Source organism: Kitasatospora azatica KCTC 9699, from assembly GCF_000744785.1.
In the GTDB taxonomy this organism is placed as follows: Bacteria; Actinomycetota; Actinomycetes; order Streptomycetales; family Streptomycetaceae; genus Kitasatospora; species Kitasatospora azatica.
The window spans coordinates 4,254,023-4,277,021 of the sequence record NZ_JQMO01000003.1 but is presented as its reverse complement, the minus strand read 5'-3'; the positions used below and the strand labels follow the sequence as shown (position 1 = coordinate 4,277,021).

18 protein-coding genes, 1 tRNA gene and 3 pseudogenes are annotated in these 22,999 nt (G+C 71.5%); 10 read left to right on the top strand and 12 right to left on the bottom strand.

Annotated elements, in window-relative coordinates; genetic code table 11:
• Nucleotides 1-267: 267 nt before the first annotated feature.
• Nucleotides 268-342: pseudogene (locus tag BR98_RS42680) on the bottom strand (GntR family transcriptional regulator); the annotation flags it as partial.
• 89 nt (nt 343-431) lie between these two features.
• Nucleotides 432-503, bottom strand: a tRNA-Val gene (locus BR98_RS29660).
• Between the two features lie 131 nt (nt 504-634).
• Between BR98_RS29660 and BR98_RS29655 the strand changes: the two genes are divergently transcribed.
• A complete protein-coding gene (locus BR98_RS29655) occupies nt 635-2,047 on the top strand; it encodes a coiled-coil domain-containing protein (protein ID WP_051970379.1) in 1,413 nt (470 codons plus the stop codon).
• Between the two features lie 88 nt (nt 2,048-2,135).
• Nucleotides 2,136-2,351, top strand: a complete 216-nt coding sequence (locus BR98_RS29650) for an FmdB family zinc ribbon protein (RefSeq protein WP_035849505.1) — start codon at nt 2,136-2,138, stop codon at nt 2,349-2,351.
• 67 nt (nt 2,352-2,418) lie between these two features.
• Here the strand turns inward: BR98_RS29650 and BR98_RS29645 are convergent, their stop codons facing one another.
• Genes BR98_RS29645 through BR98_RS29635 form a run of 3 tightly spaced genes read right to left on the bottom strand, consistent with a single transcriptional unit; the run spans nt 2,419 to nt 6,873 of the window.
• Nucleotides 2,419-3,228 (bottom strand): HAD family hydrolase, encoded by an 810-nt coding sequence (locus BR98_RS29645; protein WP_035849503.1) that lies wholly within the window; start codon nt 3,226-3,228, stop codon nt 2,419-2,421.
• Nucleotides 3,225-5,771, bottom strand: coding sequence for a phosphoribosyltransferase (locus BR98_RS29640; protein WP_035849501.1), 2,547 nt, complete (start codon nt 5,769-5,771; stop codon nt 3,225-3,227). Before BR98_RS29640 ends, BR98_RS29645 begins: the two co-directional genes overlap by 4 nt.
• A 1-nt stretch (nt 5,772) precedes the next feature.
• Complete coding sequence (locus BR98_RS29635; protein ID WP_035849500.1) at nt 5,773-6,873, bottom strand: HpcH/HpaI aldolase/citrate lyase family protein; 1,101 nt, start codon at nt 6,871-6,873, stop codon at nt 5,773-5,775.
• A gap of 211 nt (nt 6,874-7,084) precedes the next feature.
• Here BR98_RS29635 and BR98_RS29630 point away from each other — a divergent pair, with 211 nt between their 5' ends.
• Nucleotides 7,085-8,002 carry a TerD family protein gene (locus BR98_RS29630; RefSeq protein ID WP_035849498.1) on the top strand — a complete coding sequence of 306 codons (918 nt, stop codon included), beginning with the start codon at nt 7,085-7,087 and terminating at the stop codon, nt 8,000-8,002.
• A 75-nt stretch (nt 8,003-8,077) separates the two neighbouring features.
• Here BR98_RS29630 and BR98_RS29625 read toward each other — a convergent pair whose 3' ends face one another.
• On the bottom strand, nt 8,078-8,800 hold the full coding sequence (locus BR98_RS29625) for a Tellurium resistance (RefSeq protein ID WP_035849495.1): 723 nt from the start codon (nt 8,798-8,800) through the stop codon (nt 8,078-8,080).
• Nucleotides 8,801-9,091: 291 nt separating this feature from the next.
• Here BR98_RS29625 and BR98_RS29620 point away from each other — a divergent pair, with 291 nt between their 5' ends.
• Nucleotides 9,092-10,168 (top strand): DUF2637 domain-containing protein, encoded by a 1,077-nt coding sequence (locus BR98_RS29620; protein ID WP_035849493.1) that lies wholly within the window; start codon nt 9,092-9,094, stop codon nt 10,166-10,168.
• Between the two features lie 111 nt (nt 10,169-10,279).
• Here the strand turns inward: BR98_RS29620 and BR98_RS29615 are convergent, their stop codons facing one another.
• Both BR98_RS29615 and BR98_RS29610 read right to left on the bottom strand, forming a co-directional pair.
• Nucleotides 10,280-11,386 carry a DUF475 domain-containing protein gene (locus BR98_RS29615; protein WP_035849490.1) on the bottom strand — a complete coding sequence of 369 codons (1,107 nt, stop codon included), beginning with the start codon at nt 11,384-11,386 and terminating at the stop codon, nt 10,280-10,282.
• A gap of 52 nt (nt 11,387-11,438) precedes the next feature.
• Nucleotides 11,439-12,023, bottom strand: coding sequence for a TerD family protein (locus BR98_RS29610; RefSeq protein WP_035849488.1), 585 nt, complete (start codon nt 12,021-12,023; stop codon nt 11,439-11,441).
• Between the two features lie 186 nt (nt 12,024-12,209).
• On the opposite strand from BR98_RS29610, the pseudogene BR98_RS42675 reads away from it, so the two are divergent.
• The 3 genes and pseudogenes from BR98_RS42675 to BR98_RS41640 all read left to right on the top strand — a co-directional run.
• Nucleotides 12,210-12,950, top strand: a pseudogene (locus BR98_RS42675) (serine/threonine-protein kinase); the annotation flags it as partial.
• Nucleotides 12,938-13,684: pseudogene (locus tag BR98_RS42670) on the top strand (hypothetical protein); the annotation flags it as partial. The pseudogenes BR98_RS42675 and BR98_RS42670, both read left to right, overlap by 13 nt.
• A gap of 30 nt (nt 13,685-13,714) precedes the next feature.
• Nucleotides 13,715-14,521 carry an outer membrane protein assembly factor BamB family protein gene (locus BR98_RS41640; protein ID WP_035849485.1) on the top strand — a complete coding sequence of 269 codons (807 nt, stop codon included), beginning with the start codon at nt 13,715-13,717 and terminating at the stop codon, nt 14,519-14,521.
• A gap of 45 nt (nt 14,522-14,566) precedes the next feature.
• On the opposite strand, the gene BR98_RS29595 is transcribed toward BR98_RS41640, so the two are convergent.
• The 3 genes from BR98_RS29595 to BR98_RS29585 all read right to left on the bottom strand — a co-directional run bounded on the left by BR98_RS29595 (nt 14,567) and on the right by BR98_RS29585 (nt 16,426).
• On the bottom strand, nt 14,567-15,142 hold the full coding sequence (locus tag BR98_RS29595; protein WP_035849476.1) for a TerD family protein: 576 nt from the start codon (nt 15,140-15,142) through the stop codon (nt 14,567-14,569).
• A gap of 149 nt (nt 15,143-15,291) precedes the next feature.
• Nucleotides 15,292-15,750, bottom strand: coding sequence for a peroxiredoxin (locus tag BR98_RS29590; RefSeq protein WP_035854309.1), 459 nt, complete (start codon nt 15,748-15,750; stop codon nt 15,292-15,294).
• A 241-nt stretch (nt 15,751-15,991) separates the two neighbouring features.
• Entirely contained in the window at nt 15,992-16,426 is a 435-nt protein-coding gene (locus BR98_RS29585; protein WP_035849474.1) for a DUF3052 domain-containing protein, read from the bottom strand.
• Nucleotides 16,427-16,920: 494 nt separating this feature from the next.
• Here BR98_RS29585 and aceE point away from each other — a divergent pair, with 494 nt between their 5' ends.
• On the top strand, nt 16,921-19,671 hold the full coding sequence (aceE, locus tag BR98_RS29580) for a pyruvate dehydrogenase (acetyl-transferring), homodimeric type (protein WP_035849468.1): 2,751 nt from the start codon (nt 16,921-16,923) through the stop codon (nt 19,669-19,671).
• A 230-nt stretch (nt 19,672-19,901) separates the two neighbouring features.
• On the opposite strand, the gene wsfD is transcribed toward aceE, so the two are convergent.
• On the bottom strand, nt 19,902-21,569 hold the full coding sequence (gene wsfD, locus BR98_RS29575) for a glycan biosynthesis hexose transferase WsfD (protein ID WP_035849466.1): 1,668 nt from the start codon (nt 21,567-21,569) through the stop codon (nt 19,902-19,904).
• 202 nt (nt 21,570-21,771) lie between these two features.
• Between wsfD and BR98_RS29570 the strand changes: the two genes are divergently transcribed.
• Both BR98_RS29570 and BR98_RS29565 read left to right on the top strand, forming a co-directional pair.
• A complete protein-coding gene (locus BR98_RS29570; protein WP_035849463.1) occupies nt 21,772-22,446 on the top strand; it encodes a TetR/AcrR family transcriptional regulator in 675 nt (224 codons plus the stop codon).
• 55 nt (nt 22,447-22,501) lie between these two features.
• Complete coding sequence (locus BR98_RS29565) at nt 22,502-22,882, top strand: MmcQ/YjbR family DNA-binding protein (RefSeq protein ID WP_035849460.1); 381 nt, start codon at nt 22,502-22,504, stop codon at nt 22,880-22,882.
• Nucleotides 22,883-22,999: the final 117 nt, after the last annotated feature.

Sequence of the window (22,999 nt, the reverse complement as noted above, 5' to 3'; positions counted from 1 at the left end):
GAGTGGTCTGGCCGGTTGGCGGCGGGCGGCCGGGCGAGTGCCGTGCCGCGCCGTGCGCGGCGCCTTGAAACCGTAGAGAAGGTCGTTACATCAACATCGCGGCTGAGGTTCCCAAAGCGTTCGTGCTGGACGGCGCCACCATCGCCCAGGTTCTACCGCGTTCGCCAGCCGTGCTGTCCCCCACCGAGGTTGGGCACCTCTACGAGATAGCGCGCCGCCGGAGCGTCTGGCAGTCGACCAGCCGTCCGATGCGAAAGCGCTGAGGGCTCAGGCGTCGAAGTCGTACTCGAGGATGTAGGACGCTGAGTCGAGGGTCATCTCGTTGACCTCGACCGACCACCCCGTCGGCCCCGGAAACGGCGAAGGGCCAGTTCGCGAGGATCACGCCTCTGAACTGGCCCTTTGTGCTGACGACCCACGATCGTCGACTGTGGGCGCGGACGGTTTCGAACCGCCGACATCTGCTTTGTAAGAGCAGCGCTCTACCACTGAGCTACGCGCCCCCGCCGCAGGGCGGTCCCGGGGTGGGGGCCTTGCGGTGAAGAGTAAGAGTACCTGGTCCGGGTGGGGGCGCCGAGCAGGGCTCGGGCGGGGGCGGGGGCGGAGGGGTCCAAGGTGGGGGTGATCGGCGAGAATGAGGGGTCGAGTCGGGTCGGTGGCGAGCAGGGAGCGCGGAGTGAGGGCGGGTAGCACGCGGGGGTACCGGGCGCGGGGTGTCGCGGAGCTGGCCCTGATGCCGGTGGCGATGGCCGGGGTGCTGGTCGCACTGGCGGGGTCGTTCGCGGGCGGCGGGCCCGGCGCGGGCGGGCGCGGGTCCTGGTGGGGGCGGCGGGGCGGGGACGCCCAGCGGGCCGAGGCGCTGGCCGCGCGGGACGCCGCGCAGCAGGCGTTCTACGAACTCGACTCCGCGCAGCGCGAGGTGGAGCTCGCCGTCGAGACGGTGCGGGCGGCCGAGGACGCGGCGGCGGTGCGGCAGGCGCTTGCCGACTTCCAGGACCTGACCACCCGGATCAACCAGGTGAACCTGGCCTACTTCGAGGCGTTGGACGCCGTCGACCTGGAGGCGCCCGAACTGCCGCCGGGGGCCGCCGCGCAGGCTCGGCAGCGACTGGAACGGGCCCGCGGCGAGCTGGCGGCCAAGCAGGCCGAGCTCAGCGCGTACCTCTCACGGCTGCAGCCGCTGGTCCAGCACGCGGAGGCGCAGCTGATCCGGGTGGCGCCCGCGGTGGAGCAGGCCAAGCGGGCGCTGCTGGCCGCGAGCGGCGCGCTGGACGCGGTGCGGGCAGCCGGGCTGACCGCGGACGACCTGGCCCGGCGGCTGGCCGAGTTGGCGCCGGAGCTGACCCGGCTGAACGAGGGCGCGAGCCGGCACGGCGTGACCGAGACCCTGCACCGGGCCGAGGACGTGGCCCGGCGGGCCGAGGCGATCCGGGCGGACGCCGCGCAACTGCCGGAACGAGCGCGCGAGATCGACCGTCGGCTGAGCAGCCTGCGTACCCGGGTCCAGGCGCTGGAGACCAAGGCGGGCACCGTGGAGCCGGCCCTGAGCGAGCTGCGCCGGCGCTTCTCGGCGGCCTGCTGGCAGGACCTGCAGCGGGTGCCGCAGCAGGTCGCGGAGTCGGGGCGGACGGCCCAGGGCAAGCTGACCGAGGCCGCCCGGGCCCGGGACGAGCAGCGCTGGGCGGACGCGACGGCAGCGATCGGTACGGTCCGGGCGCTGCTGGAGACCGCCGACGGCTCGGTGGCGGCGGTGAGCGAGCGCCTGCGCCGGCTGACCGAGGTGGAGCGCGACCCGCAGGCGGAGGTGCAGCGCGCCCGGTTCGCCCTGCGGGACGCGCAGCGGCTGGCGATGGCGGGCCGCCAGGCCCCGGACCCGCGCCACGCGGGGCCGCTGGACGCGGCGGTCGAGCGGCTGGACCGGGCGACGGCCGCGCTGACGGCGGCCGGGCGCCACCCGGACTACTGGCACTTCCTCACCGAACTGGACGGGGTACGTGAGGCGGCCGCAGGCGTGGTGGCCATGATCCGCGGCGGACACGCGCACTGAGCTGGACAACGGCCGCAGGTAACGGCCACCCACAACGGCCACCCGTAACAGCCACCCGCGTCGCCCCACCGCCGGGTACGCTGCGGGCATGCCACGCTACGACTTCCGCTGCCGGACCTGCGGTGCGACCTTCGAGCTGCGCCGCACGATGGCGCAGGCCAACGACCCGGCGGTCTGCCCCCAGGGGCACACCGACACCACCAAGCTGCTCTCCACCGTCGCCGTCACCGGCGCGGGCGGCGCCGCCCCGCAGGCCCCGTCCGGCGGTGGCGGCGGCTGCTGCGGTGGCGGCTGCTGCGGCTGACGCCGCCACCGACGCAGGGGCCACCACCGACACAGGGGGGCCGCCCCGGCAGAGGGACCACCCCGGGCTACGCCGGCCGCTGCCCCCCGGTCACCCGGGCCAGCAGCGTCGCCAGGATCTCCTCCCCCGCCCGCACCCCGCGGGTGGCGAGGCCGGTGACGCCCGGGGCGGTCCAGCCCTGTTCGGCGAGTTCGCCGTGCCCGGGGTGCCAGCCGGCGTCGGCGGCCAGCAGCAGGTCCGCGTCGAGCAGCGAGTCGCCGGCGGCGAGCACGGTGCACGGGCCGTCCAGCCGCCGGGTGACCTCCGCCACGGCCGCGCTCTTGGTCAGTGCGCGCGGCACGGCGTAGACCTTGCGGCCCTGCAGCGAGACCGTCCAGCCGCGCTCCGCGCACCAGCCGGTGAGCTCCGCCAGCCAGCCGGCGGGCAGCTGCTTGCGTTCGATCACCAGGTAGGCGAACAGGTCCTCGGCGACTCGCTGTTTGCGTGTCCACCGGGGGTCGGCGAAGGTCTGCAGCTGCTCGACCACTTCCGCCAGCGCGACACCGGACGCGGACAGCCGTGCGTCCAGCGCGGTCTCCCAGTCCCGGTCCCGTTTCCCGGCGACCAGCAGCCGGCCGCCGTTGGCGCAGATCGCGTACCGCGCGGCGACCGGCAGCTCGATCCGCCGGTACTGCTTCAGGGTCCGGGTGGTGACCGGCACGAAGACCGCCCACTGCGCCAGTTCGGCGAGCAACTGCCCGGCCCGCGCGGTGAAGTAGGAGAGCGGCTCGCCCTCGTCGTCGCGCTCCACCAGGGTCAGCTCGGGAACGGACGGGCCGAGCGCGCGCGGCGAGTAGATCAGCGTGCGGTCCAGGTCGCTCGCCACCAGGTGCATCATTCGGCCACCGTCCGTCCGGAGGCGCCGGTGGCGCCTCGGCTGTAGTGCGGGTGGATCAGGCCGACGCAGGAGTACGGCAGCTCGTCCACCTCCTCCACCGCGACTCCGCGCTGCTTGGCCAGCAGCCGGACATGGTCCAGGTCGGGCCCGGCGCCGCGGCGGGCGAGGATCCGCCAGGGCACCCGACGCAGCAGGACCCGGGTGGTCTCGCCGACCCCGGGCTTGACCAGGTTGACGTTGTCGATGCCGTACTCGGTGCTGATCCGTTCCACCGCCGCCCAGCCCTCCCAGCTCGGCGTCCGGTCGGTGCCGGCCAGCCGCTGCGCTTCCGCGACCGCCTGCTGACGGACTGCCGCAAAGTATCCGGCGACGGTGTCCAGGAACTGTCCGGAAACGTCCGCTGCGGCCAACTCTGCGTAGTGCTTGGCACCGTGGAAGTCGCCGGGGCCGATCAGGTCGTCCCGCAGCACGGTGCGCGAGACCAGGCCGGAGACGGTGGAGTTGAGGCAGGCGGACGGGATCAGGTAGTCGTCCCGGGTGCCGTAGGTCCGCACGCACCGGCCGGGGTCGGCCAGCACGGCGAGCGCGGGGTCGAACGGTGTGCCGTCCAGCGCGGCGGCCAGCTCGCGGGCGATCGCGCCCTTCCCGGTCCAGCCGTCCACGAAGACCACCCGCGACGGATCGTGCCGGGCGGCCAGGTAGCGCAGCGCGACCCGGTCGATGCCGCGGCCGCGAACGATCGAGACGGCGTAGTGCGGTGCCTCGATCCCGTGCCCGGCGGCCAGCCAGCGCCGGATCAGGATGCCGACCGGCGTACCGGCCCGGGCCAGCGAGGCCAGCACCAGCCCGGAACCGCGTTCGGCCAGCAGCATCTCGGCCACTGTGCCGACCGCCAGCGCGATCCGCCGCGCCGAACCGCGCAGCGCCTCCTGGAACAGTTCCTGGTACTCGGGGCTGGGCTGGAACTCCACCGGCAGCGACTCCGCGTAGTGCGCACCGCCCGACTGCACGGCCTCCTCGCGTTCCTCGGTGGGCGCCTCCAGCGGCACCCCGGACAGGTCGGTGAGCAGCCAGCCCACCTCGGCGGCGGCGTACGAGGAGAACTCCGGCCCGCCGAGCGGCGCGGGCAGGGCGCCCGCCGAGGGCAGCACGGCCAGTACCACCCGGTCGGTGACCTCCCGCAGCCGGGCCAACAGGCCGTCGGGGGCGTGCAGTTCGGGGGTGTCACCGACGGCGTCCAGCACCAGCAGTACGGCGTCGAAGCGCTCTGCGCCGGCGCCCGGCGCGACGTTGTACGCATAGCGCGGCCCGGCCGTGGTGTGGTCAGCCGAGGTGTCGCGCGCCGTGGTGTCGCGTGCTGTGGTGTCGCGTGCCGCCACATCGCGTGCCGCCACGTCGTGTGCGGGGAAGCGCAGCCTGGTCCGGATCGGGTAGCCGGGATCGTCGACGGCGAGCACGGGCGAGCGGGTGGTGCTGGAGAACCGCACCTCGACCGCCGGCAGCGCCGCCTCCAACGCGCCTGCCAACCGCAGCGGCGCGTACATCAGCTCCTCGGAGCCGAGCACCAGCACCCGTCGCTCGTCGCCGGCCAGCGCGGCCGCCAGCTGCTCGCCCAACTGAGGTAGGGCCGCTTCGAGTTGGCGAAGCTGCGCGGGCGTGAACCCGTGCCGGCCGCCGTCCGGCACCGACACCGGCCAGTCCAGCCGCGCCCGCACCAGAGCACCCGGCTCGCCCTGCCCACTGGCCACGCCCGGCACCGATTCCCCCAGCCCCGCCGCCCGCTCCAGCACATCGGCCGGCAGCTCCACCCTCCCCTGGGCCAGCGCCACCGCCTCGATCCGCGCACCGAGCTCCGCCCCGAACCGGGCCAGCCGCTCCCGGTCCGCCTCGCCGCGCAGGTCGACCAACGCGGCGAGCAGGTAGTGCTCGCGCGGCCACCGTCGATGCAGCTCGGCGATCGTGTTCAACACCGTCTGACCGGTCGACAGTTCGTCGTCGACCAGAACCAACGGACCATCACCTGACAGCAGTTCGGGATCCCAGGGCAGCAGCAGGTGCGAGGTGTGGTGCGAGTGCTCCTCCTCGAAGCCGCCGATCGGCGCCACGCCGGGGACCGACCGACGGGTGGAGTGCAGGTAGACGGCGCCCAACTCGTCGGCCACACAGTGCCCGAGGCCGGTCGCCGTCTCGGCGTACCCGAGCACCCGGACGTCCGCCGCACCACCCAGCCGCCCACGGACATCCGCCGCACCGCCCAGCCGCCCACGAACATCAGCCGTGCCGTCGCGCCGCCCGCCAGCGTCAGCCGCGCCGTCCAGCCGCGCCCGCACGGCCGCGCCGAGCCGGCGCCCGGCGCCGTACACCACCGAGGGTCGCTGCGGCACGTGCTTGCCGAGGATCTCGGAGACCAGCAGGTGCGCCCGCCGGCCGTTCCCCTCCCGCACCGCGAGCCCGAGCACCGAGCGCAGCTCGGCCGACTCCGCCGGGTCCGCACCGGCCAGCGATATGCCCAGCCGGTCGGCCACCCACGCGCCACGCCACATCTCAACCACCGTCCACCTCCGCAGCCAGGCAGGCCGCGAACAGTTCCGCGAACCCGATCTCGGGCCTGGCCACCCCGAACGCCTCGGCGCGCAGCAGCACCCGCTCCGCCCAAGCGCGGTGCGGTTTGGCCTCGTTCATCTTGTTGGTGTAGCTCGACGCGAGCACGCCGCCGTCGCGCCGCAGCACGTCCCGCGCGTCGCAGTACTCCTCGTGCGTCACCACCGAGCTCGCGTGCACCACCGGCACCTGGCTCGGGTGGACGCAGGTCTTACCCAACAGCCCGTTGGCCCGGTCCAGTTCGATCTCCCGCAGCAGCGTGTGCTGGAGCGGCCCGGCGCCCCGGCCGGGGAAGTACTCCCAGACCGGGCCGGTGACGGTGAAGCCGGTGCCGTCCACCCGACCGAGCACATTGACCACGTCGCCGATCACTCCGGCGACCAACGGCAGGTCGTAGGCCGTCAGTTCGGCGGAGCGACGAAGCCCGTAGGCCGAGCAGACGTCGGTGACGCCGAGCCGGACGGCGAGTATTCGCTCCCGGTGCTTGGCCAGCAGGTCGGCGATCGCCAGCAGGTGGCTTCGCCGGCGCTCCAGGTGGGCGATCTCCGGCGACTCCAGCACCGGCATGCCGAACAGTCGCTGTCCGCAGGCCTCCTCGGCCTCGGCCAGCTGGTCCAGATAGGCCGGGCCGCACTCCTCGGTGAACTTGGGCAGCACATAGCCGCTGAGCAGCCGCACGGCCGGGCCGAGCCGCCGGGTCAGGTCACCGATCTGCTCGGGGGTCCGGACCCGGACGAAGAGCAGTGGCAGCTCGGCGCCGGGCGACTCGGCGAGCAGGCGCAGCTGCTCGACCAGGTTGGCCTCGGCCGCCGGCACTTCCCGGTCGGCGATCGCGTCCTCCAGGCAGAGCACCATCGACACCACACCGTTGGCGGCCTGCCGACGCACATCGACGGCCAGCGTGCGGCGGGCGGCGGGGCTGTAGAGGGTGGCGCCCAGCGCGGTGGCGAGCGTTGCGGCGGCGCTGTAGCGGTCGAACGGCGCGGGCTCGGTACGGAAGAGCCGGCGGCGCGCGTCCGCACCCAGCTGGCCGAAGTGGCGCAAAATGCACTCCCAGGGGCGACAGAACAGTGGAGACCGCCGCATCGTACGGTCCATTCCCTCCTCATCAGACCATCGGTAACATGGAATTTTCTGAACTTGGCCAATGTGCAGGCCACCGCACTCACTTGCGGATCATCGCAAGTTTTCAGCCATCTCGGAAAGGGCAGGGCGCATTGTCCGTGGGGGTGACCACCGGGCAGGATGGTCAGCTATGACGCACGTGATGGCGAAGGGCGCCAATATCTCGCTGACCGCGGCGGCGGTGCGCGCCGTGCTCCGCTGGAGCTCGGCCGCGGGCGCGCCGGACCTGGACGCCTCGGCCCTGCTGCTCGGCGCGAACGGGAAGGTCCGCTCGGACACCGACTTCGTCTTCTACAACCAGCCGCGGCACCCCTTGGGCGTGGTGCGCCACCTGCCCAAGCACCGGGTGCCCGGCAGCGAGGAGATCGCCGACACGGTCGAGATCGACCTCGCCAAGCTGCCCGCCGACGTGGACCGGGTGGTGCTCGCGGGCTCCGCCGAGTCCGGCACCTTCCACGAGGTGCGCGGCCTGCGGGTGCTGCTGCACGACGCGGCGGCGCCGGCCGGGGCCGAGCCGCTCGCCGAGTTCCCGATCCACGAGGTGGAGGCGGTCTCCGCGCTGGTCTGCGCCGAGCTGTACCGGCGGGACGGCGGCTGGAAGTTCCGCGCGGTCGGACAGGGGTACTCCTCGGGGCTCAGCGGGCTGGCCACCGACTTCGGCATCACGGTGGACGAGGAGCCGACGCCCGAACCGGCAGCCACTCCCGCCGCACCGACGCCCACCCCGACACCCGCGCCCGCCGCGACCCACGCAGCGCCCGAGGAGCCCGCGAGCTACACCCTGACCCCGCCCCCGGTCGCCCCCACGGCACCGCCCACCGCGCCCGCGACCATCCCGCCGCCGCCCGCCAACCCCCCGGGCTACGGCTACCCCCAGCAGCCCACCCCGCAGCCGCAGGCCCAGCCACAGCCCAGCTACGGCTACCCGCAGCCGCAGCCGCAAGCCCAGCCCCAACCGCAGCAGCAGCCCCAACCGACCTACGGCTACCCCCAGCCCCAGCCCCCCTTCGCCCTCCCCCCGCAGGGCCCGCAGTTCCAGCCGCGCTGATCCGACCACGCCGATCCGACCGCGCTGATCCAGCCGCGCTGATCCGACCCGGCCGATCCAACTACCGACCGGCCCCTACTCCTCCTTGTACCCCCGCTGCCACTGCATCCCGAACCCGTACAGCCGGTCCAGGTCCGCCTGGAACCCGTGCACGTACCGCACCTCCCGACGGGCCATCAACTGCCCGCCGACGTTCTCGATCAGCAGCACCGCACACGAACGGGCCGCCGCCTCCCGCTGGTCCAGGCTGACCTCGATCCGCGGCCCGGTCGGCGGGACGATCTGGATCTGCGCGTGGGTGCTCTCGAAGGCCGGCGTGCCGTCGTAGATGTAGACGAAGATCAGCAGCCGCTTGAACAGCTCCTTCTTCTCCAGGTTGATGTACATCGACTCACCGGAGGGCGCCCCGTACTGGTCGTCGCCGCTGAGCTTGATGTACGGCGGGTGCTGCAGGTCGCCGAAGAACTTGCCCAGCGGCTGCACCACGCCGCGGGTCCCGTCAGTGAGCTCGTACATGCAGGCCAGGTCGAGGTCGACGTTCTGCGCGCCGCCCTGGAAGTTGTCCTGGTCGTTCTGCCGCAGCAGCCGCGGCTGCAGCAGCTTGCGGCGCAGCTGGCCCTGCGAGCCCTGGACGATCCGGGCGGTCCAGTGCAGGTTGACGTAGAGGGTGCCGGTGGTCGGCCCCTCTCCGGTGATCGGGTGTTGCGGCCGGGATTTGGTGAGTATCACCTTTCCGCCCTGCCCCACCACATCGGGCAGGTTGCGCTCGCCCCTCAGGAACTCCCAGACCGCACCCATTGCCGCCCCGCCCCCAGCCTCACTTCGGCCCCTCGCCAGCACCGTGACCGGCAGTGACGACCATCTGACGCTCCATTGTGCACTGCCGTCCATACCCAGCAGTGGGCCTGAGCCACCGTCGGATCCGACGACTCGTCATGCCACCCGCCCGGCGGATGGCCGCCGAACCCCCACTCCCGTACTATGCGGCTCCTTCGGACGCGATATCGTCTTGCCGCACAGGTGTCCCCGTAACGCGGGTCCGTCCCAAACCTCCCGCCCCGACCGCGGAAAGCAGAGGCTCACGCCGCAATGTCACTCTCGTCCATACAACTGGTCTGGGCCGTCGTCGGCGGCGCGGCCCTGCTGCTCGTGGCCATCCTGGTCGCCACCCTGCGCTTCAAGAACGCGAAGGCCGAGGAGAGCGGGGACTCCTGGGAGCGCACCGAGGAGCGCCGTCGCCGCAAGGAGATGGTCTACGGGATCGCCTCCTACGTGCTGCTGTTCGTCTGCGCCGGGGTCGCGGCGGCGCTCTCCTTCCACGGCCTGGTCGGCTTCGGCACCCAGAACCTGGGTCTGAGCCACGGCTGGGAGTACCTGGTCCCGTTCGGTCTGGACGGCGCCGCGATGTTCTGCTCGGTGCTCGCGGTGCGTGAGGCCAGCCACGGTGACGCGGCCCTCGGCTCCCGCCTGCTGGTCTGGGTCTTCGCGATCGCCTCGGCCTGGTTCAACTGGGTGCACGCGCCGCGTGGCGGCACGCACGACGGTGCCCCGCAGTTCTTCTCCGGCATGTCGATCTCGGCGGCGATCCTCTTCGACCGGGCGCTCAAGCAGACCCGTCGCGCCGCGCTGCGCGAGCAGGGCCTGATCCCGCGGCCGCTGCCGCAGATCCGGATCGTGCGCTGGATGCGGGCGCCGCGCGAGACCTACGCCGCCTGGTCGCTGATGCTGCTGGAGAACGTGCGCAGCCTGGACGAGGCGGTCGAGGAGGTCCGCGAGGAGCGGGCGGCCAAGATGGAGGCCAAGTCGGCCGCGCGCAGCGCCGACCGGCGCGAGCGGGCCGAGCTGAAGGCGATCTCCCGGGGCGGGATGCTGGGCCGCAGCCGCGGCGGGCGCCAGGTGCCCGCGCTGACCTCCGGGTCCCGCGAGGGCCAGCCCGCTACGGAGCCTGCGCTAGCTGAGTCCGAGGACCCGATGGCCAGGGTCGGCCCGTCCGCGCTGGAGCCCGCCGCCCTGTCCGCGGCCCCGCGCCGCACTGCTGTGGAGTCCGGTCGGCGCGACAGCGTCGACCTGACGCCGGACGACGACACGCTGTCGATGCCCAAGCTGGACTCGCCCTTCGACTCGCTGGAGCGCAAGCTGCGCGCGATGGAGAAGCGCCTCGGCTGAGCAGTTGGCCGATGACCAACAGCCAATGACCAACAGGCCAAGCCGAGCAGGCCAGCAGATGTGAAAGGGCCCCGCACCACCCGGTGCGGGGCCCTTTCACATCTGCCTGCCTCAGTTCTTCCCGGCCACAGCCGGTTCTCGTTCGGACTCGTCCTCCAGCGCCGTCTCGCGCCGGTTGCGCAGCATCGAGGAGCCGAGCGCCGCCCCGATGAAGGCCACCCCGATCAGGCCGGTGACGATCTCCGGGATCTTGTACTCGATGGAGATCAGCAGGATCGCCGCCAGCGCGCCGATCGCGTAGTGCGCACCGTGCTCCAGGTAGACGTAGTCGTCCAGGGTGCCCTTGCGGACCAGGAAGACGGTCAGCGAGCGGATGTACATCGCGCCGATGCCCAGGCCCAGGGTGATCTGGAAGATGTCGTTGGAGATCGCGAAGGCGCCGACCACGCCGTCGAAGGAGAACGAGGCGTCCAGCACCTCCAGGTACAGGAAGAGGAAGAACGCGGCCTTGCCGGCCACCTGGACGATGGACTTGCCGGACTTCTCGGCCTCTTCCTCCTCGGCCTCCTCCTCCTCGAGAGTGGACTCGAAGACGCCGGAGAGCCCGTTCACCGCGAGGTAGGTGGCCAGGCCGAGCAGGCCGGCCAGCAGCACCGTCTCGGCGTGCGCGCCGGCGAAGAACCGGGCGGCGAGCGCCAGCGAGACCAGCGCGATCACCGAGGAGAGCGCCTCCAGCTTGCCGATCTTCTCCAACGGCCGCTCGATCCAGCGCAGCCAGTTGTAGTCCTTGTCCCCGAAGATGAAGTCCAGGAAGATCATCAGCAGGAAGATCCCGCCGAACGCGGCGATCGCCGGGTTCGCGGCCTCCAGGTGCTGAGCGTAGGTCAGACCGTTGTACGTGTGGTCGGAGTGCAGCGCCAGGTCGATCACGGTGCTCGGGCCGATGTGGGCCGTCAGGCCGACCACCGCCAGCGGGAAGAGCAGCCGCATGCCGAAGACCGCGATGAGCACACCGACCGTCAGAAAGATCTTCTGCCAGAACGGGTTCATCCGCTTCAGAACCGTGGCATTGACCACCGCGTTGTCGAAGGAGAGCGAGATTTCGAGGATCGCGAGGATCAGCACCACGCCGAAGCCCTGGGCGCCCCAGATCAGTCCGGCTGCCACCAGCCCGGCGATCGTGGTCGCGAAGGACCATCCGAAAGTGCGGAGGAACACGGGTATGACTACCTTTCAGCCATGAGTTCGGATGATGCGGTCGGCATGATCCTCACTGTACGTTGACTCCAAAATCCAGGGCGATGCCACGCAGCCCGGAGGCGTACCCCTGCCCCACCGCTCGGAACTTCCACTCCCCCTGGTAGCGGTAGAGCTCGCCGAAGATCATCGCGGTCTCGCTCGAGGCGTCCTCGCTCAGGTCGTAACGGGCGATCTCGGTGCCGCCGGCCTGGTTGACCACCCGGATGTACGCGTTGCGGACCTGGCCGAAGTTCTGCAGCCGGGCCTCGGCGTCGTAGATCGAGACCGGGAAGACCACCTTGTCCACCTGCGCGGGGACCAGTTCGAGGTTGACCAGCACGACCTCCTCGTCCCCCTCCTCGCCCTCGGCGCCGCCGACCAGGTTGTCGCCCAGGTGCTCGACGGAACCCTCGGGGCTCTTGAGGTTGTTGTAGAAGACGAAGTACTCGTCGCCGAGCACTCGGCCGCCCGAGCAGAGCAGCGCACTCGCGTCCAGGTCGAAGGGCGCACCGGTGGTCGACCGGGCGTCCCAACCGAGACCGATCTGCACCTGCGTCAGATTCGGCGCGGCCTTGCTCAGCGAGACATTGCCGCCCTTGGCGAGCGTGACACTCATCGTGGTAATCCTCCCACTCCCTGGCGGCCCGACCAGCACAGAGCACCGACGGGCCGACATACATGTCTACGCCCGCTCCCGCCCGAACAGTCCTGAACCGCCCACTGAACATCCTGAACTTCGAACCTACCAAGTGGTCGAAGGCCTTACGATCACCAGCACAACAGCAACGGGGAGCCGCGCAGCATGCCGATTCAGCCACTGGACCCGACCGATCCCACCACGGTCGGCCCGTACCGACTGCTCGCCAGACTCGGCGCCGGCGGCATGGGCCTGGTCTACCTCGCCCGCTCGGCCGGTGGTCGCACCGCCGCGGTCAAGGTGGTGCGCCCCGAACTGGCCGCCGACCAGGAGTTCCGTCGCCGCTTCGGCCGCGAGGTGGCGGCGGCCCGGGCCGTCGGCGGCGCCTTCACCGCCCCGGTGGTGGACGCCGATCCGGACGGCCCGGTGCCCTGGTTGGCCACCGCGTACGTGCTCGGCCCCTCGCTCACCCAGGCGGTGAGCACCCACGGCCCGCTGCCCGCGCCCTCGGTCCGCGCGCTGGGCGCCGGCCTGGCCCGAGCCCTGGTGGCCGTGCACGGCGCGGGCCTGGTGCACCGCGACCTCAAGCCCTCCAACGTCCTGCTGGCCACCGACGGCCCCCGGGTGATCGACTTCGGCATCGCCCGGGCGCTGGACGACGAGCGGCTGACCGGCACCGGCCTGGTGGTCGGCTCAGCCGGCTTCATGAGCCCTGAGCAGGCGGCCGGTTCGCCCACCGGACCGGCCTCGGACGTCTTCTCACTCGGTGCGGTGCTGGTCTACGCGGCAACCGGGGCCGGGCCGTTCAGTGGCGCCGGTGACAGCTCGGCGGCCGCCCAGCTGTACCGGGTGATCCATGACGAGCCGTCACTCGACGCCCTGCCGGAGGAGTTGTGGCCGGTGGTCGCGGCCTGCCTGGCCAAGGACCCGGCCGACCGGCTGACCCCGGCGGAGCTGGTCGAGCTGCTCGGCGGCGGGCCGGACGCGTTCACCGGCTGGCTGCCAAGCCCGGTGGCCTCGGAGATCGCCGGGCACGCGGCCGCCGTGCTGGACCTGGAGGTCCCGGACCGCGGCAGCGTGCCGGCCACCGGTGGCGGGGCGGTGGCCGGCGGGCCGGCCGCCGAGCAGCCGCGGCCGGCCACCGCCCCGACGCCCACCGAGGTCGTCGACACCAACCCCCTCACCGTGCCGACCGCCAAGGGCCCGTCCCGGCGCCTGCTGCTCACCGGCGGCGGCGCGGTGCTGCTCGCCGCGCTGGGCGGCGCCGCCTGGGCGCTGACCGGTACCGACAAGCCCGGCCCCAAGCCCGTGCCGCCCCAGCAGCCGACCGCTCGGCCCACCGCCCCCAGCCCAGCCCCACGGCCACCCGCACCCGGGCCAAGGGCGAGGCCCCCGACCCCAACTGGAGCTACCGCCTGCCGAAGTCCAGCGCGCTGCACACCCGCGCCGTGTGCGCCGGCGACCTGGTCTACCTGGGCGGCGACGGCCTCTACGCACTGGGCCGAAAGGACGGCAAGGTGCGCTGGAGCGATCCGGACGCGACGGCCGGCGACCTCAGCCTGGCTTCCGGCACCATCGCCTACTCCCAGCGCGAGCTGCTCAACGTGGACGCGGCCGGCGGCGCGGTGCTCTGGAGCTACGGTCAGAAGCCCGGAACCGACCCCAGGACGGTGCTGGTCGCGGAGGACGTGCTGGCGGCCGACGAGCGCGCGGTCTACGCCCTGTGCAGCTTCATGACGCTGGACGACTCCGGTCTGCCCAGCTCCACCGTCCCGCAGGCGCCGGGAATCTTCGCGCTCTCCCACAAGGACGGCTCGGTGCTGTGGAGCCAGCACCGCAAGCCGGACGCGGACCGCTCGGTGGCCGCCGTACTGGCCGGCGGGATGCTGCTGTACACCGACTCCGAGAAGAACCTGGTGGCCCGCTCCACCACCACCGGCGAGCAGCTCTGGTTCGCCGACACCGACGCGCAGGCGCTCTACCAGCCGGCCACCGACGGCACCCGGGTCTTCTGCTCCGCCGCCGGCACCGGCCTGCAGGCCGTCACGGTGGCCGACGGCAAGCCCGCCTGGGTGAAGACGCCGCCGCAGAAGCGGATCTGGTTCACTCCGGCCGCGGTCGGGGACGGGGTGGCCTACTCGGTGCTCGGCGGCATGACGGTGACCCTGGACGGCACGCTCTACACCCCGCCGGCCGCACCGGTGCTGATCGCGTTCCAGGCGGACAGCGGCGCCGAGCTGTGGCGGCTCCCGCTGACCGACGAGTGCACCATGACCATCGCGCCGTTCCTGGTCAAGGACACCCTGTTCGTGGCCACCAACGACAAGGGCCTGTTCGCCGTGGACACCAAGGCGCACACGCTGCGTTGGGTCTTCCGCAACGGGATCAGCACCGACGTCGCGTGGCAGTTCGCCACCGACGGCGAGCAGTTGATCGCGCTGCAGGACGACCGGGTGTACGCGCTGCCGCTCAGCTGAGAGCCGGGCGGCAGCGCGTACCGGTGGACCGTCGGTCGTCGAGGCTCAGACGTTGACGCCGAAGTCCTGCGCGATCCCGCGCAGGCCGGAGGCGTAGCCCTGGCCGATCGCGCGGAACTTCCACTCGGCGCCGTTGCGGTAGAGCTCGCCGAAGACCATCGCGGTCTCGGTGGAGGCGTCCTCGCTCAGGTCGTAGCGGGCGATCTCGGTGCCGCCGGCCTGGTTGACCACCCGGATGTAGGCGTTGCGGACCTGGCCGAAGTTCTGCGTCCGGGTCTCGGCGTCGTAGATCGAGACCGGGAAGACGATCTTCGAGACGTCGGCCGGGACGGCGGCCAGGTTGACCTTGATCACCTCGTCGTCGCCCTCGCCCTCACCGGTCACGTTGTCGCCGGTGTGCTCGACCGAGCCGTCCGGGCTGGTGAGGTTGTTGAAGAAGACGAAGTTGGCGTCCTTGGTGACCTTGCCCTGGTCGTTGCAGAGCAACGCGCTGGCGTCCAGGTCGAAGTCGACGCCGGTGGTGGTACGCGCATCCCAGCCGAGGCCGACGAGCACGGCCGTCAGGCCCGGGGCCTCCTTGGTGAGCGAGACATTGCCGCCCTTGCTCAGGCTGACACCCACAGGTTCCTCCAAGAATCGGTTCCGCTCTCCATCGGCCAACGGCCCGATCGTAGTGCCGGGTTCCCGACCGTGAAGCGATAAGGCCCGGCGTGGCTGGGATTCCCCCGCCACGCCGGGCCCTGGACCGTCAAGGAGTCACGGCCGGTGACTCAGAGCGAGGCGAGCACCTTCAGGTACTCCTGCTCGTCCCGGGCGTCCGGCAGGCCGTTGACGACCGACCAGCGGACCACGCCGGCCTTGTCGATCACGAAGGTGCCGCGCACCGCGCAGCCCTTCTCCTCCTCGAAGACGCCGTAGGCGCGCGAGGCGGCGCCGTGCGGCCAGAAGTCGGAGAGCAGCGGGTAGTCCAGGCCCTCCTGCTCGGCGAAGACGCGCAGGGTGAACGGCGAGTCGTTGGAGACCGCGAGGATCTGCACGTCGTCGTTCTGCAGGCGCGGCAGCTCCTTCTGGATCGCACAGACCTCGCCGGTGCAGACGCCGGTGAAGGCGAACGGGTAGAACACCAGTACGACGTTCTTCTCGCCCCGGAAGTCGGAGAGCTTGACCAGCTCGCCGTGCTGGTTCTTCAGCTCGAAGTCCGGAGCCTGGGTGCCGACCTCGATGGCCATGGTGAGGACCTTTCTCGACAGTGTCTCGGCGCAACGGCCGACCGCGGCCACATCCTCGCATCCGGTTTCCCGAATTCGGCCGAACGAGTGACAGAGCAAGCCTCTCGAGGGAGAGTTTCGCCGGAGGCGAACAGGCCTTCCGGCAGCCCGCACGAACCGGGCCCGGATGGCGACGGGCCCCGCTGGAGGAAACTCCAGCGGGGCCCGTCAAGGCAGCGGCCCGGTCGGACCGGGCGAGTCGTCAGCGCTTTGACTTGGCAGCCTTCGGGGTGGCCAGTCGGGCGCCGGCCCAGTCGGCGGCCACCGCGATCGAGCTGGTCTGGGAGAGGCCTGCGGTCTGCGCCGCCTCGGCGATCTCATGGGCCTCGACGTGCCCGTCACGGCCCTTCTTGGGGGTCAGCAGCCAGATCAGGCCACCGTCGGCGAGGTACTCCTGGGCGTCAACGAGGATGTCGGTGAGATCCCCGTCCTCCTCGCGGTGCCACAGCAGGACGCCGTCTGCGACGTCGTCGTAGTCCTCGTCGACGAGCTCCTCACCGGTGATCTCCTCGATGCCCTCGCGGAGATCCTGATCGGTGTCATCGTCGTACCCGAGCTCCTGGACAATCTGGCCGGGCTCGAAGCCCAGCTTGAAGGCCGGGTTGGACTTGTCCGCGGGGTCCGCGGTCGCGCTCACGGGAATAACCTCCAGTATTCGGCCTGGCATCGGCGCCAGGGCTGTGGCCGTAGTCCACACGGGCGCGGCGGTTCGCGCAAGTACCCGACCCCCGATCCCACCCAAAGGTTGACGTCTCGTAGCAAGACACGCCGTGTCCTGTGCCGGGAATCACACCGATTTGCCCTTTTGCTGGCCGTTCGCCCATGCTGCGGATGCCGCGCGTGCTCCGGCAGGTTTCGGCGCTGTTCAGAGCCCGCCCGCGCACGCCGTCACGGGCCCGACCGCCCGGAATGCGAACAGCATTCGAGGCGAGCGCGATCACGGGCGTAGAGTCTCCTGTTGGCCCTCACTCCGGCATTCCCCCGCGGACAGCCGGCCGCACGCCACCTGACCGACCTCGCTGACCAGCCAGGACGGTTACCGATCGGTAGAGATGACGGATCTCCGAGCGCGGTAGCACGATGGAGGCGGCGCGACACATTTCAAGATTCGTCCGACAGTGAAGGAACAGCGTGGCTTCCGGATCCGATCGCAACCCGATCATCATTGGCGGCCTTCCGAGTCAGGTCCCGGACTTCGATCCCGAGGAGACCGCGGAATGGCTGGAGTCGCTCGATGCGGCCATCGACGAGCGGGGACGTGAGCGCGCCCGCTACTTGATGCTCCGCCTGATCGAGCGTGCCCGCGAGAAGCGTGTGGCCGTGCCCGAGATGCGCAGCACGGACTACGTCAACACGATCGCCACCAAGGACGAGCCGTTCTTCCCCGGCAACGAGGAGATCGAGCGCAAGGTCCTGAACGCGACCCGTTGGAACGCGGCCGTCATGGTCTCGCGGGCCCAGCGCCCGGGGATCGGCGTCGGTGGGCACATCGCCACCTTCGCCTCCTCCGCGTCGCTCTACGACGTGGGCTTCAACTACTTCTTCCGTGGCAAGGACGCCGACGGCGAGTCCGGTGACCAGATCTTCTTCCAGGGTCACGCCTCCCCCGGCATCTACGCCCGCGCCTTCCTGCTGGACCGACTGAGCGAGCAGCAGCTCGACTCGTTCCGCCAGGAGAAGTCCAAGGCGCCCTACGGCCTGTCCAGCTACCCGCACCCGCGGCTGATGCCGGACTTCTGGGAGTTCCCGACCGTCTCGATGGGCCTCGGCCCGCTCGGCGCGATCTACCAGGCCCGGATGAACCGCTACCTGGAGCACCGCGGCATCAAGGACACCTCCAGCTCGCACGTCTACGCCTTCCTCGGTGACGGCGAGATGGACGAGCCCGAGTCGCTCGGCCAGCTGTCGCTCGCCGCGCGTGAGGGCCTGGACAACCTGACCTTCGTGGTCAACTGCAACCTGCAGCGTCTGGACGGCCCGGTCCGCGGCAACGGCAAGATCATCCAGGAGCTGGAGTCGCAGTTCCGCGGCGCCGGCTGGAACGTCATCAAGCTGATCTGGGACCGCAGCTGGGACCCGCTGCTGGCGCAGGACCGCGACGGCGTCCTGGTCAACAAGCTGAACACCACGGTGGACGGCCAGTTCCAGACCTACGCCACCGAGACCGGCGCGTACATCCGCGAGCACTTCTTCGGCGGCGACCTGCGGCTGCGCGCGATGGTCGAGAACATGACCGACCAGCAGATCCAGCACCTGGGTCGCGGCGGCCACGACCACGCCAAGGTCTACGCGGCGTTCAAGGCGGCCCGCGAGCACGTCGGCCAGCCGACCGTGATCCTGGCGCAGACCGTCAAGGGCTGGACCCTGGGCCCGAACTTCGAGGGCCGCAACGCCACCCACCAGATGAAGAAGCTGACGGTCGAGGACCTGAAGCGGTTCCGCGACCGGCTGCACCTGCCGATCACGGACAAGCAGCTCGACGAGGGCTACCCGCCCTACTACCACCCGGGCAAGGACTCCGAAGAGATCCAGTACATGCACGACCGCCGCAAGGAGCTGGGCGGCTACATGCCGACCCGCAAGGTGCGGCCGCGCAAGCTGGAGCTGCCGGGCGACGACGCGTACAAGGCGGTCAAGAAGGGTTCCGGCAACCAGACCATCGCCACCACCATGGCGTTCGTCCGGGTGCTCAAGGACCTGATGCGGGACAAGGGCATCGGCAACCGCTTCGTGCCGATCGCCCCCGACGAGTACCGCACCTTCGGCATGGACTCGCTCTTCCCGTCGGCCAAGATCTACAACCCGCTCGGCCAGACCTACGAGTCGGTCGACCGCGAGCTGCTGCTGGCCTACAAGGAGTCCCCGACCGGCCAGATGCTGCACGACGGCATCTCCGAGGCCGGCTGCACCGCCTCGCTGATCGCCGCCGGCTCGTCCTACGCGACCCACGGCGAGCCGCTGATCCCGGTCTACGTCTTCTACTCGATGTTCGGGTTCCAGCGCACCGGCGACCAGTTCTGGCAGATGGCCGACCAGCTGTCCCGCGGCTTCGTGATCGGCGCCACCGCCGGCCGCACCACGCTGACCGGTGAGGGCCTGCAGCACGCGGACGGCCACTCGCAGCTGCTCGCCTCGACCAACCCGGCCGTGGTCGCCTACGACCCGGCCTACGGTTTCGAGATCGCGCACATCATGCAGGACGGCCTGCGCCGGATGTACGGCGCCACCGCCGAGCACCCGCACGGCGAGGACGTCTTCTACTACATGACGGTCTACAACGAGCCGATCCACATGCCGGCCGAGCCGGAGAACGTGGACGTCGAGGGCATCCTCAAGGGCATCCACAAGTACCAGGCCGGCACGGCCGGCCAGATCCCGGCGCAGATCCTCGCCTCGGGTGTCGCGGTGCCGTGGGCGCTGGAGGCCCAGCGGATCCTCGCCGAGGAGTGGAACGTCAAGGCGGACGTCTGGTCGGCGACCTCCTGGAACGAGCTGCGTCGTGACGCGGTGGAGGCCGAGGAGTTCAACCTGCTGCACCCGGAGGAGCCGCAGCGCGTCCCGTACGTGACGCAGAAGCTGCAGGGCGCCGAGGGCCCGTTCGTCGCCGTCTCCGACTGGATGCGCGCGGTGCCGGACCAGATCTCGCGCTGGGTGCCGGGCCAGTGGCAGTCGCTGGGCGCCGACGGTTTCGGCTTCGCCGACACCCGCGGTGCGGCCCGCCGCTTCTTCCACATCGACGCGCAGTCGGTGGTGCTCGGGGTGCTGACCGAGCTGGCGAAGCAGGGCAAGATCGACCGCTCCGCGCTCAAGGAGGCGATCGACCGCTACCAGCTGCTGGACGTGGCCGCCGCCCACCCGGGCGCGGCCGGCGGCGACGCCTGATCCGCACCCGCTGACGGCCGAGGGCCGGACTCCCCCAGGGAGTCCGGCCCTCGGCCGTTCGGCTCACTCCGGCGCGCCCGCGCTCGGCCGTCCGGTGACGATGCGGCCATGCACGAAGAAATCCTCACCCGCGCCCGCTGGCTGCTCGCCGAGCTGCACCTGCCGCCGGCCGAGGCGGCCGCCTGGCTCAAGGACTACTTCCCGAACCTCGAGTTCGAGGAGCGCAGCCGCTACCTGCGCGAGGCCCGCGAGCTGCTCGACGGCGATCCGCCGGCCGACTCCTCGCTGCCGCCGCTGCCCCCGCTGCCTTCCCTACCCTCGACGCCGTCCGCACCGTCCGCGCCGTCCGCCTGACCGCGCGGCGGCGGCAGCTCACCCTCGGCCGGCAACTCGTCCCCGGCCGGCGCCACCGCGCCCCGACCGCAGAAGACGGCGGCCGCGGCCAGCACGAAGACCAGCCCGGTCGCGAAGATCGAGAAGACCATGTGCTTGGTGTTCTCGATCGCCTCGCCGTAGGCGGCGGTGAAGAACTGCACCAGGGCCAGGGCCGCCAGCGCGGCCGCGGCCGCGAGGAACGCGCGCCGACGGTCGTCGCCGTCGCCCCTGCGCCACCACAGGCCCACCGCGCCGATGCCCAGCACGACCAGCAGCAGGCCACCGCCCACGTCCTGGACCACGGAGCTGTAGACCGCGATCCGTGACTCCCGCGCCCCCGGCGGCTGCTGCGCACCGACCGGGTAGGAGCCGAGGTAGTCGGGGCGGGCGGCGCCGAAGTCGTCCAGCGCGCTGAGCGCGATCCGGCTCGCGATGCCCGGGTTTCGGACCAGGAACCAGGCGATGTTCGGGTAGTTCATCCGGTCCCGGACCCGGGGCCAGCGCGGGTCCTGCTGCGGCGGTTGCGGCACCCACCAGCTCCGTCCCGCGTACTTCGCGAAGTCGGCCGGCAGACCCAGTTCGACGGCCGAGGCCGCCGGGTCGGGGCTCTTGCCGAGCAGGCCGACGAAGACCGCCTCGGTCGGGTTGATCTCCTTGAACTCCGGCACCTGCGAGTTCGTCGTGACCACTCCGGTGGTGACGATCACGGCCGCCGCCAGCAGCGCCGGAAGGCGGCCGGCCACGGCTCCCCGGGCCCGGCCCAGCGGGATCCGGACGGTGAGCAGCAGCGCGACGAACGGGAGCACCATCGAGACCGACTGGGCCTTGGCGGCGACCGCCAGCACCGCGCCGGCGGTGAACACCAGCAGGCCGCCCGCGCGCGCCCGCACCGAGCCGCCCAGGTGGGTGGCGCCGGCGGTCGCGAGCAGGATCCCGAGCAGTCCGGCCGACTCGCTGTACGGCGAGGCCGCGTAGCCGGCGAACGCGGCGTCGGCCACCACCACGAACAGCAGCAGGCAGATCAGTGACCGAGCCGGCAGACCTCCGCGCAGCGCGGCGGCGAACACCGTGGCGGCCAGGCCGATCAGCAGGCAGAACAGCCCGGCGAGCGCCCGCAGGTCGAAGTCCCCCGACAGGCCCCACCAGTGGCTCAGCGGCACCGCGAGGTGCAGCAGCCACGCGCCGCTGCCCGGATAGGTCTGCGCCGGGTTGCAGATCCCGGGCGCGGCGTGGGTGTAGGTGAGGTTGACGAACTTGAAGAAGAGCGTGGATCCGCGGTCCGCCTGGGCGACGACGTCCGCCGCGCACATCCGGCGCGCTCCGTCGCCGTTGTCGGCCATGCCGATCGGGCCGGGCAGGAACAGCCGAACCGCCATGAGCGCCGTCAGCACGGCGCCGACCGTCGGCGCGAACACCCACCACGGGGCGAGGAAGGTCGCCAGGCGGCCGGAGCGGCGAGCTGGCGGGTCGAGCCGTTGATCGTCCTGGACGGAGCCGTCACGGACGGAAACGTGGCTGGTCATGGGCGTAGCCCAGCGCCCGGCACGGTGATCCGCAAGGCGACACGCTAGCTGACGTACCGTCAGATCGGCGATACGGGTGGCGCCCGGGCCCAAGCCCGTCCCCACGAGCACATCGGCCGCACGGGCGCCACCATCGGGAGATTATGTCAGTAGCTGACACAAGGCAAGAAGTGCCAACTCCGCACCGCGCTATCGTGTTCGCATGGCCCCCACCTCGACGGCTCCCCCCAGCACCCCGCCGGGCCTGCGCGAACGCAAGAAGCAGCGCACCCGGGACGCGCTGGTCGACGCCGCACACCGGCTCTTCCTCAGCCAGGGCTACGCCCGCACCACGGTCGACGAGATCGCCGACGCCGTGGACGTCTCGCAGCGCACCTTCTTCCGGTACTTCGCCAACAAGGAGGAGGCCGCGCTCGCCGTGCTGACCGACGCCGAGGACTACTTCGTCGAGCGGCTGCAGGCCCGCCCGGCCGAGGAGAACCCGCAGCTGGCGCTGCGCGAGGCGATCTGCGCGACCTGGCGCGACCTCGGCGCCGCACACCACGAGAGCGGGCGGGGCGTCACCGCCGCGCTGGAGCTGGTCCAGCTGATCGAGACCACGCCCACCCTGCTCGCCGCCCACCTGCGCCGGTCCACCGACCAGGAGCAGCGGGTGGCCGAGATCCTGGCGGCCCGCGAGGGCCTGGACCCGGCCACCGACCTGCGTCCGCGACTGCTCGCCGCGGTCTTCGGCGCCACGATCCGCACCGCGCACCTGGCCTGGACCGCCGAAGCGGCCGGCCGCGACCCGGAGGACGACGGCCCCGAGGGGATGATCGCGGTGATCCAGCGCCATCTGGACCAGCTCGGCCCGGCGCTCACCTCCACGTGGTCCTGACGCCACGTCAGCGTGCGCTCGGTCGGGTGACAGTGGCAGCCCCTACCCTGACCCCATGGTCACCTTCGACGAGTTCCTCGCCCTCGGCCTGAGCCTGCCGCAGACCGCCGAGCGCCCCACCTGGGGCGAACTCACGCTGCGGGTCGGCGAGAAGATGTTCGCGGTCGGCGCCGAGGGCTCCGACTCGGTCAGCATCAAGGCCTCCCCGGCCGACCAGGCCGAACTGCTCGCCGCCGCACCGCAGGTGTACAGCAAGGCGCCCTATGTCGGGCGGTTCGGCTGGGTCCGGGTCCGGCTCGACCTGGCGGATCCCGAGGAGCTGCGCGACCTGGTCACCGAGGCCTGGCGGCGCACCGCGCCCAAGAAACTGGTCCGCGAGTTCGACGCCGCGCAGCCCTCGAACGGCCGCCGACCTGGTGATTCATCGGCACTGTGATTCAACCCACAGTTTGGGTCGTCTCCATCGCGACACCTGACCACATACGCTGGCCGACTGAACGCCATCTTAGGACCGGCTGTCGCCAGACCAGCTGCCGTACCACCAGGAGTTGAC

Coding starts and splice junctions, on each gene's coding strand:
- BR98_RS29655 (WP_051970379.1), top strand. CDS start 635: ATGAGGGGTCGAGTCGGGTCGGTGGCGAGCAGGGAGCGCGGAGTGAGG.
- BR98_RS29650 (WP_035849505.1), top strand. CDS start 2,136: ATGCCACGCTACGACTTCCGCTGCCGGACCTGCGGTGCGACCTTCGAG.
- BR98_RS29645 (WP_035849503.1), bottom strand. CDS start 3,228: ATGATGCACCTGGTGGCGAGCGACCTGGACCGCACGCTGATCTACTCG.
- BR98_RS29640 (WP_035849501.1), bottom strand. CDS start 5,771: ATGTGGCGTGGCGCGTGGGTGGCCGACCGGCTGGGCATATCGCTGGCC.
- BR98_RS29630 (WP_035849498.1), top strand. CDS start 7,085: ATGACGCACGTGATGGCGAAGGGCGCCAATATCTCGCTGACCGCGGCG.
- BR98_RS29625 (WP_035849495.1), bottom strand. CDS start 8,800: ATGGGTGCGGTCTGGGAGTTCCTGAGGGGCGAGCGCAACCTGCCCGAT.
- BR98_RS29620 (WP_035849493.1), top strand. CDS start 9,092: ATGTCACTCTCGTCCATACAACTGGTCTGGGCCGTCGTCGGCGGCGCG.
- BR98_RS29610 (WP_035849488.1), bottom strand. CDS start 12,023: ATGAGTGTCACGCTCGCCAAGGGCGGCAATGTCTCGCTGAGCAAGGCC.
- BR98_RS29590 (WP_035854309.1), bottom strand. CDS start 15,750: ATGGCCATCGAGGTCGGCACCCAGGCTCCGGACTTCGAGCTGAAGAAC.
- wsfD (WP_035849466.1), bottom strand. CDS start 21,569: ATGACCAGCCACGTTTCCGTCCGTGACGGCTCCGTCCAGGACGATCAA.
- BR98_RS29570 (WP_035849463.1), top strand. CDS start 21,772: ATGGCCCCCACCTCGACGGCTCCCCCCAGCACCCCGCCGGGCCTGCGC.
- BR98_RS29565 (WP_035849460.1), top strand. CDS start 22,502: ATGGTCACCTTCGACGAGTTCCTCGCCCTCGGCCTGAGCCTGCCGCAG.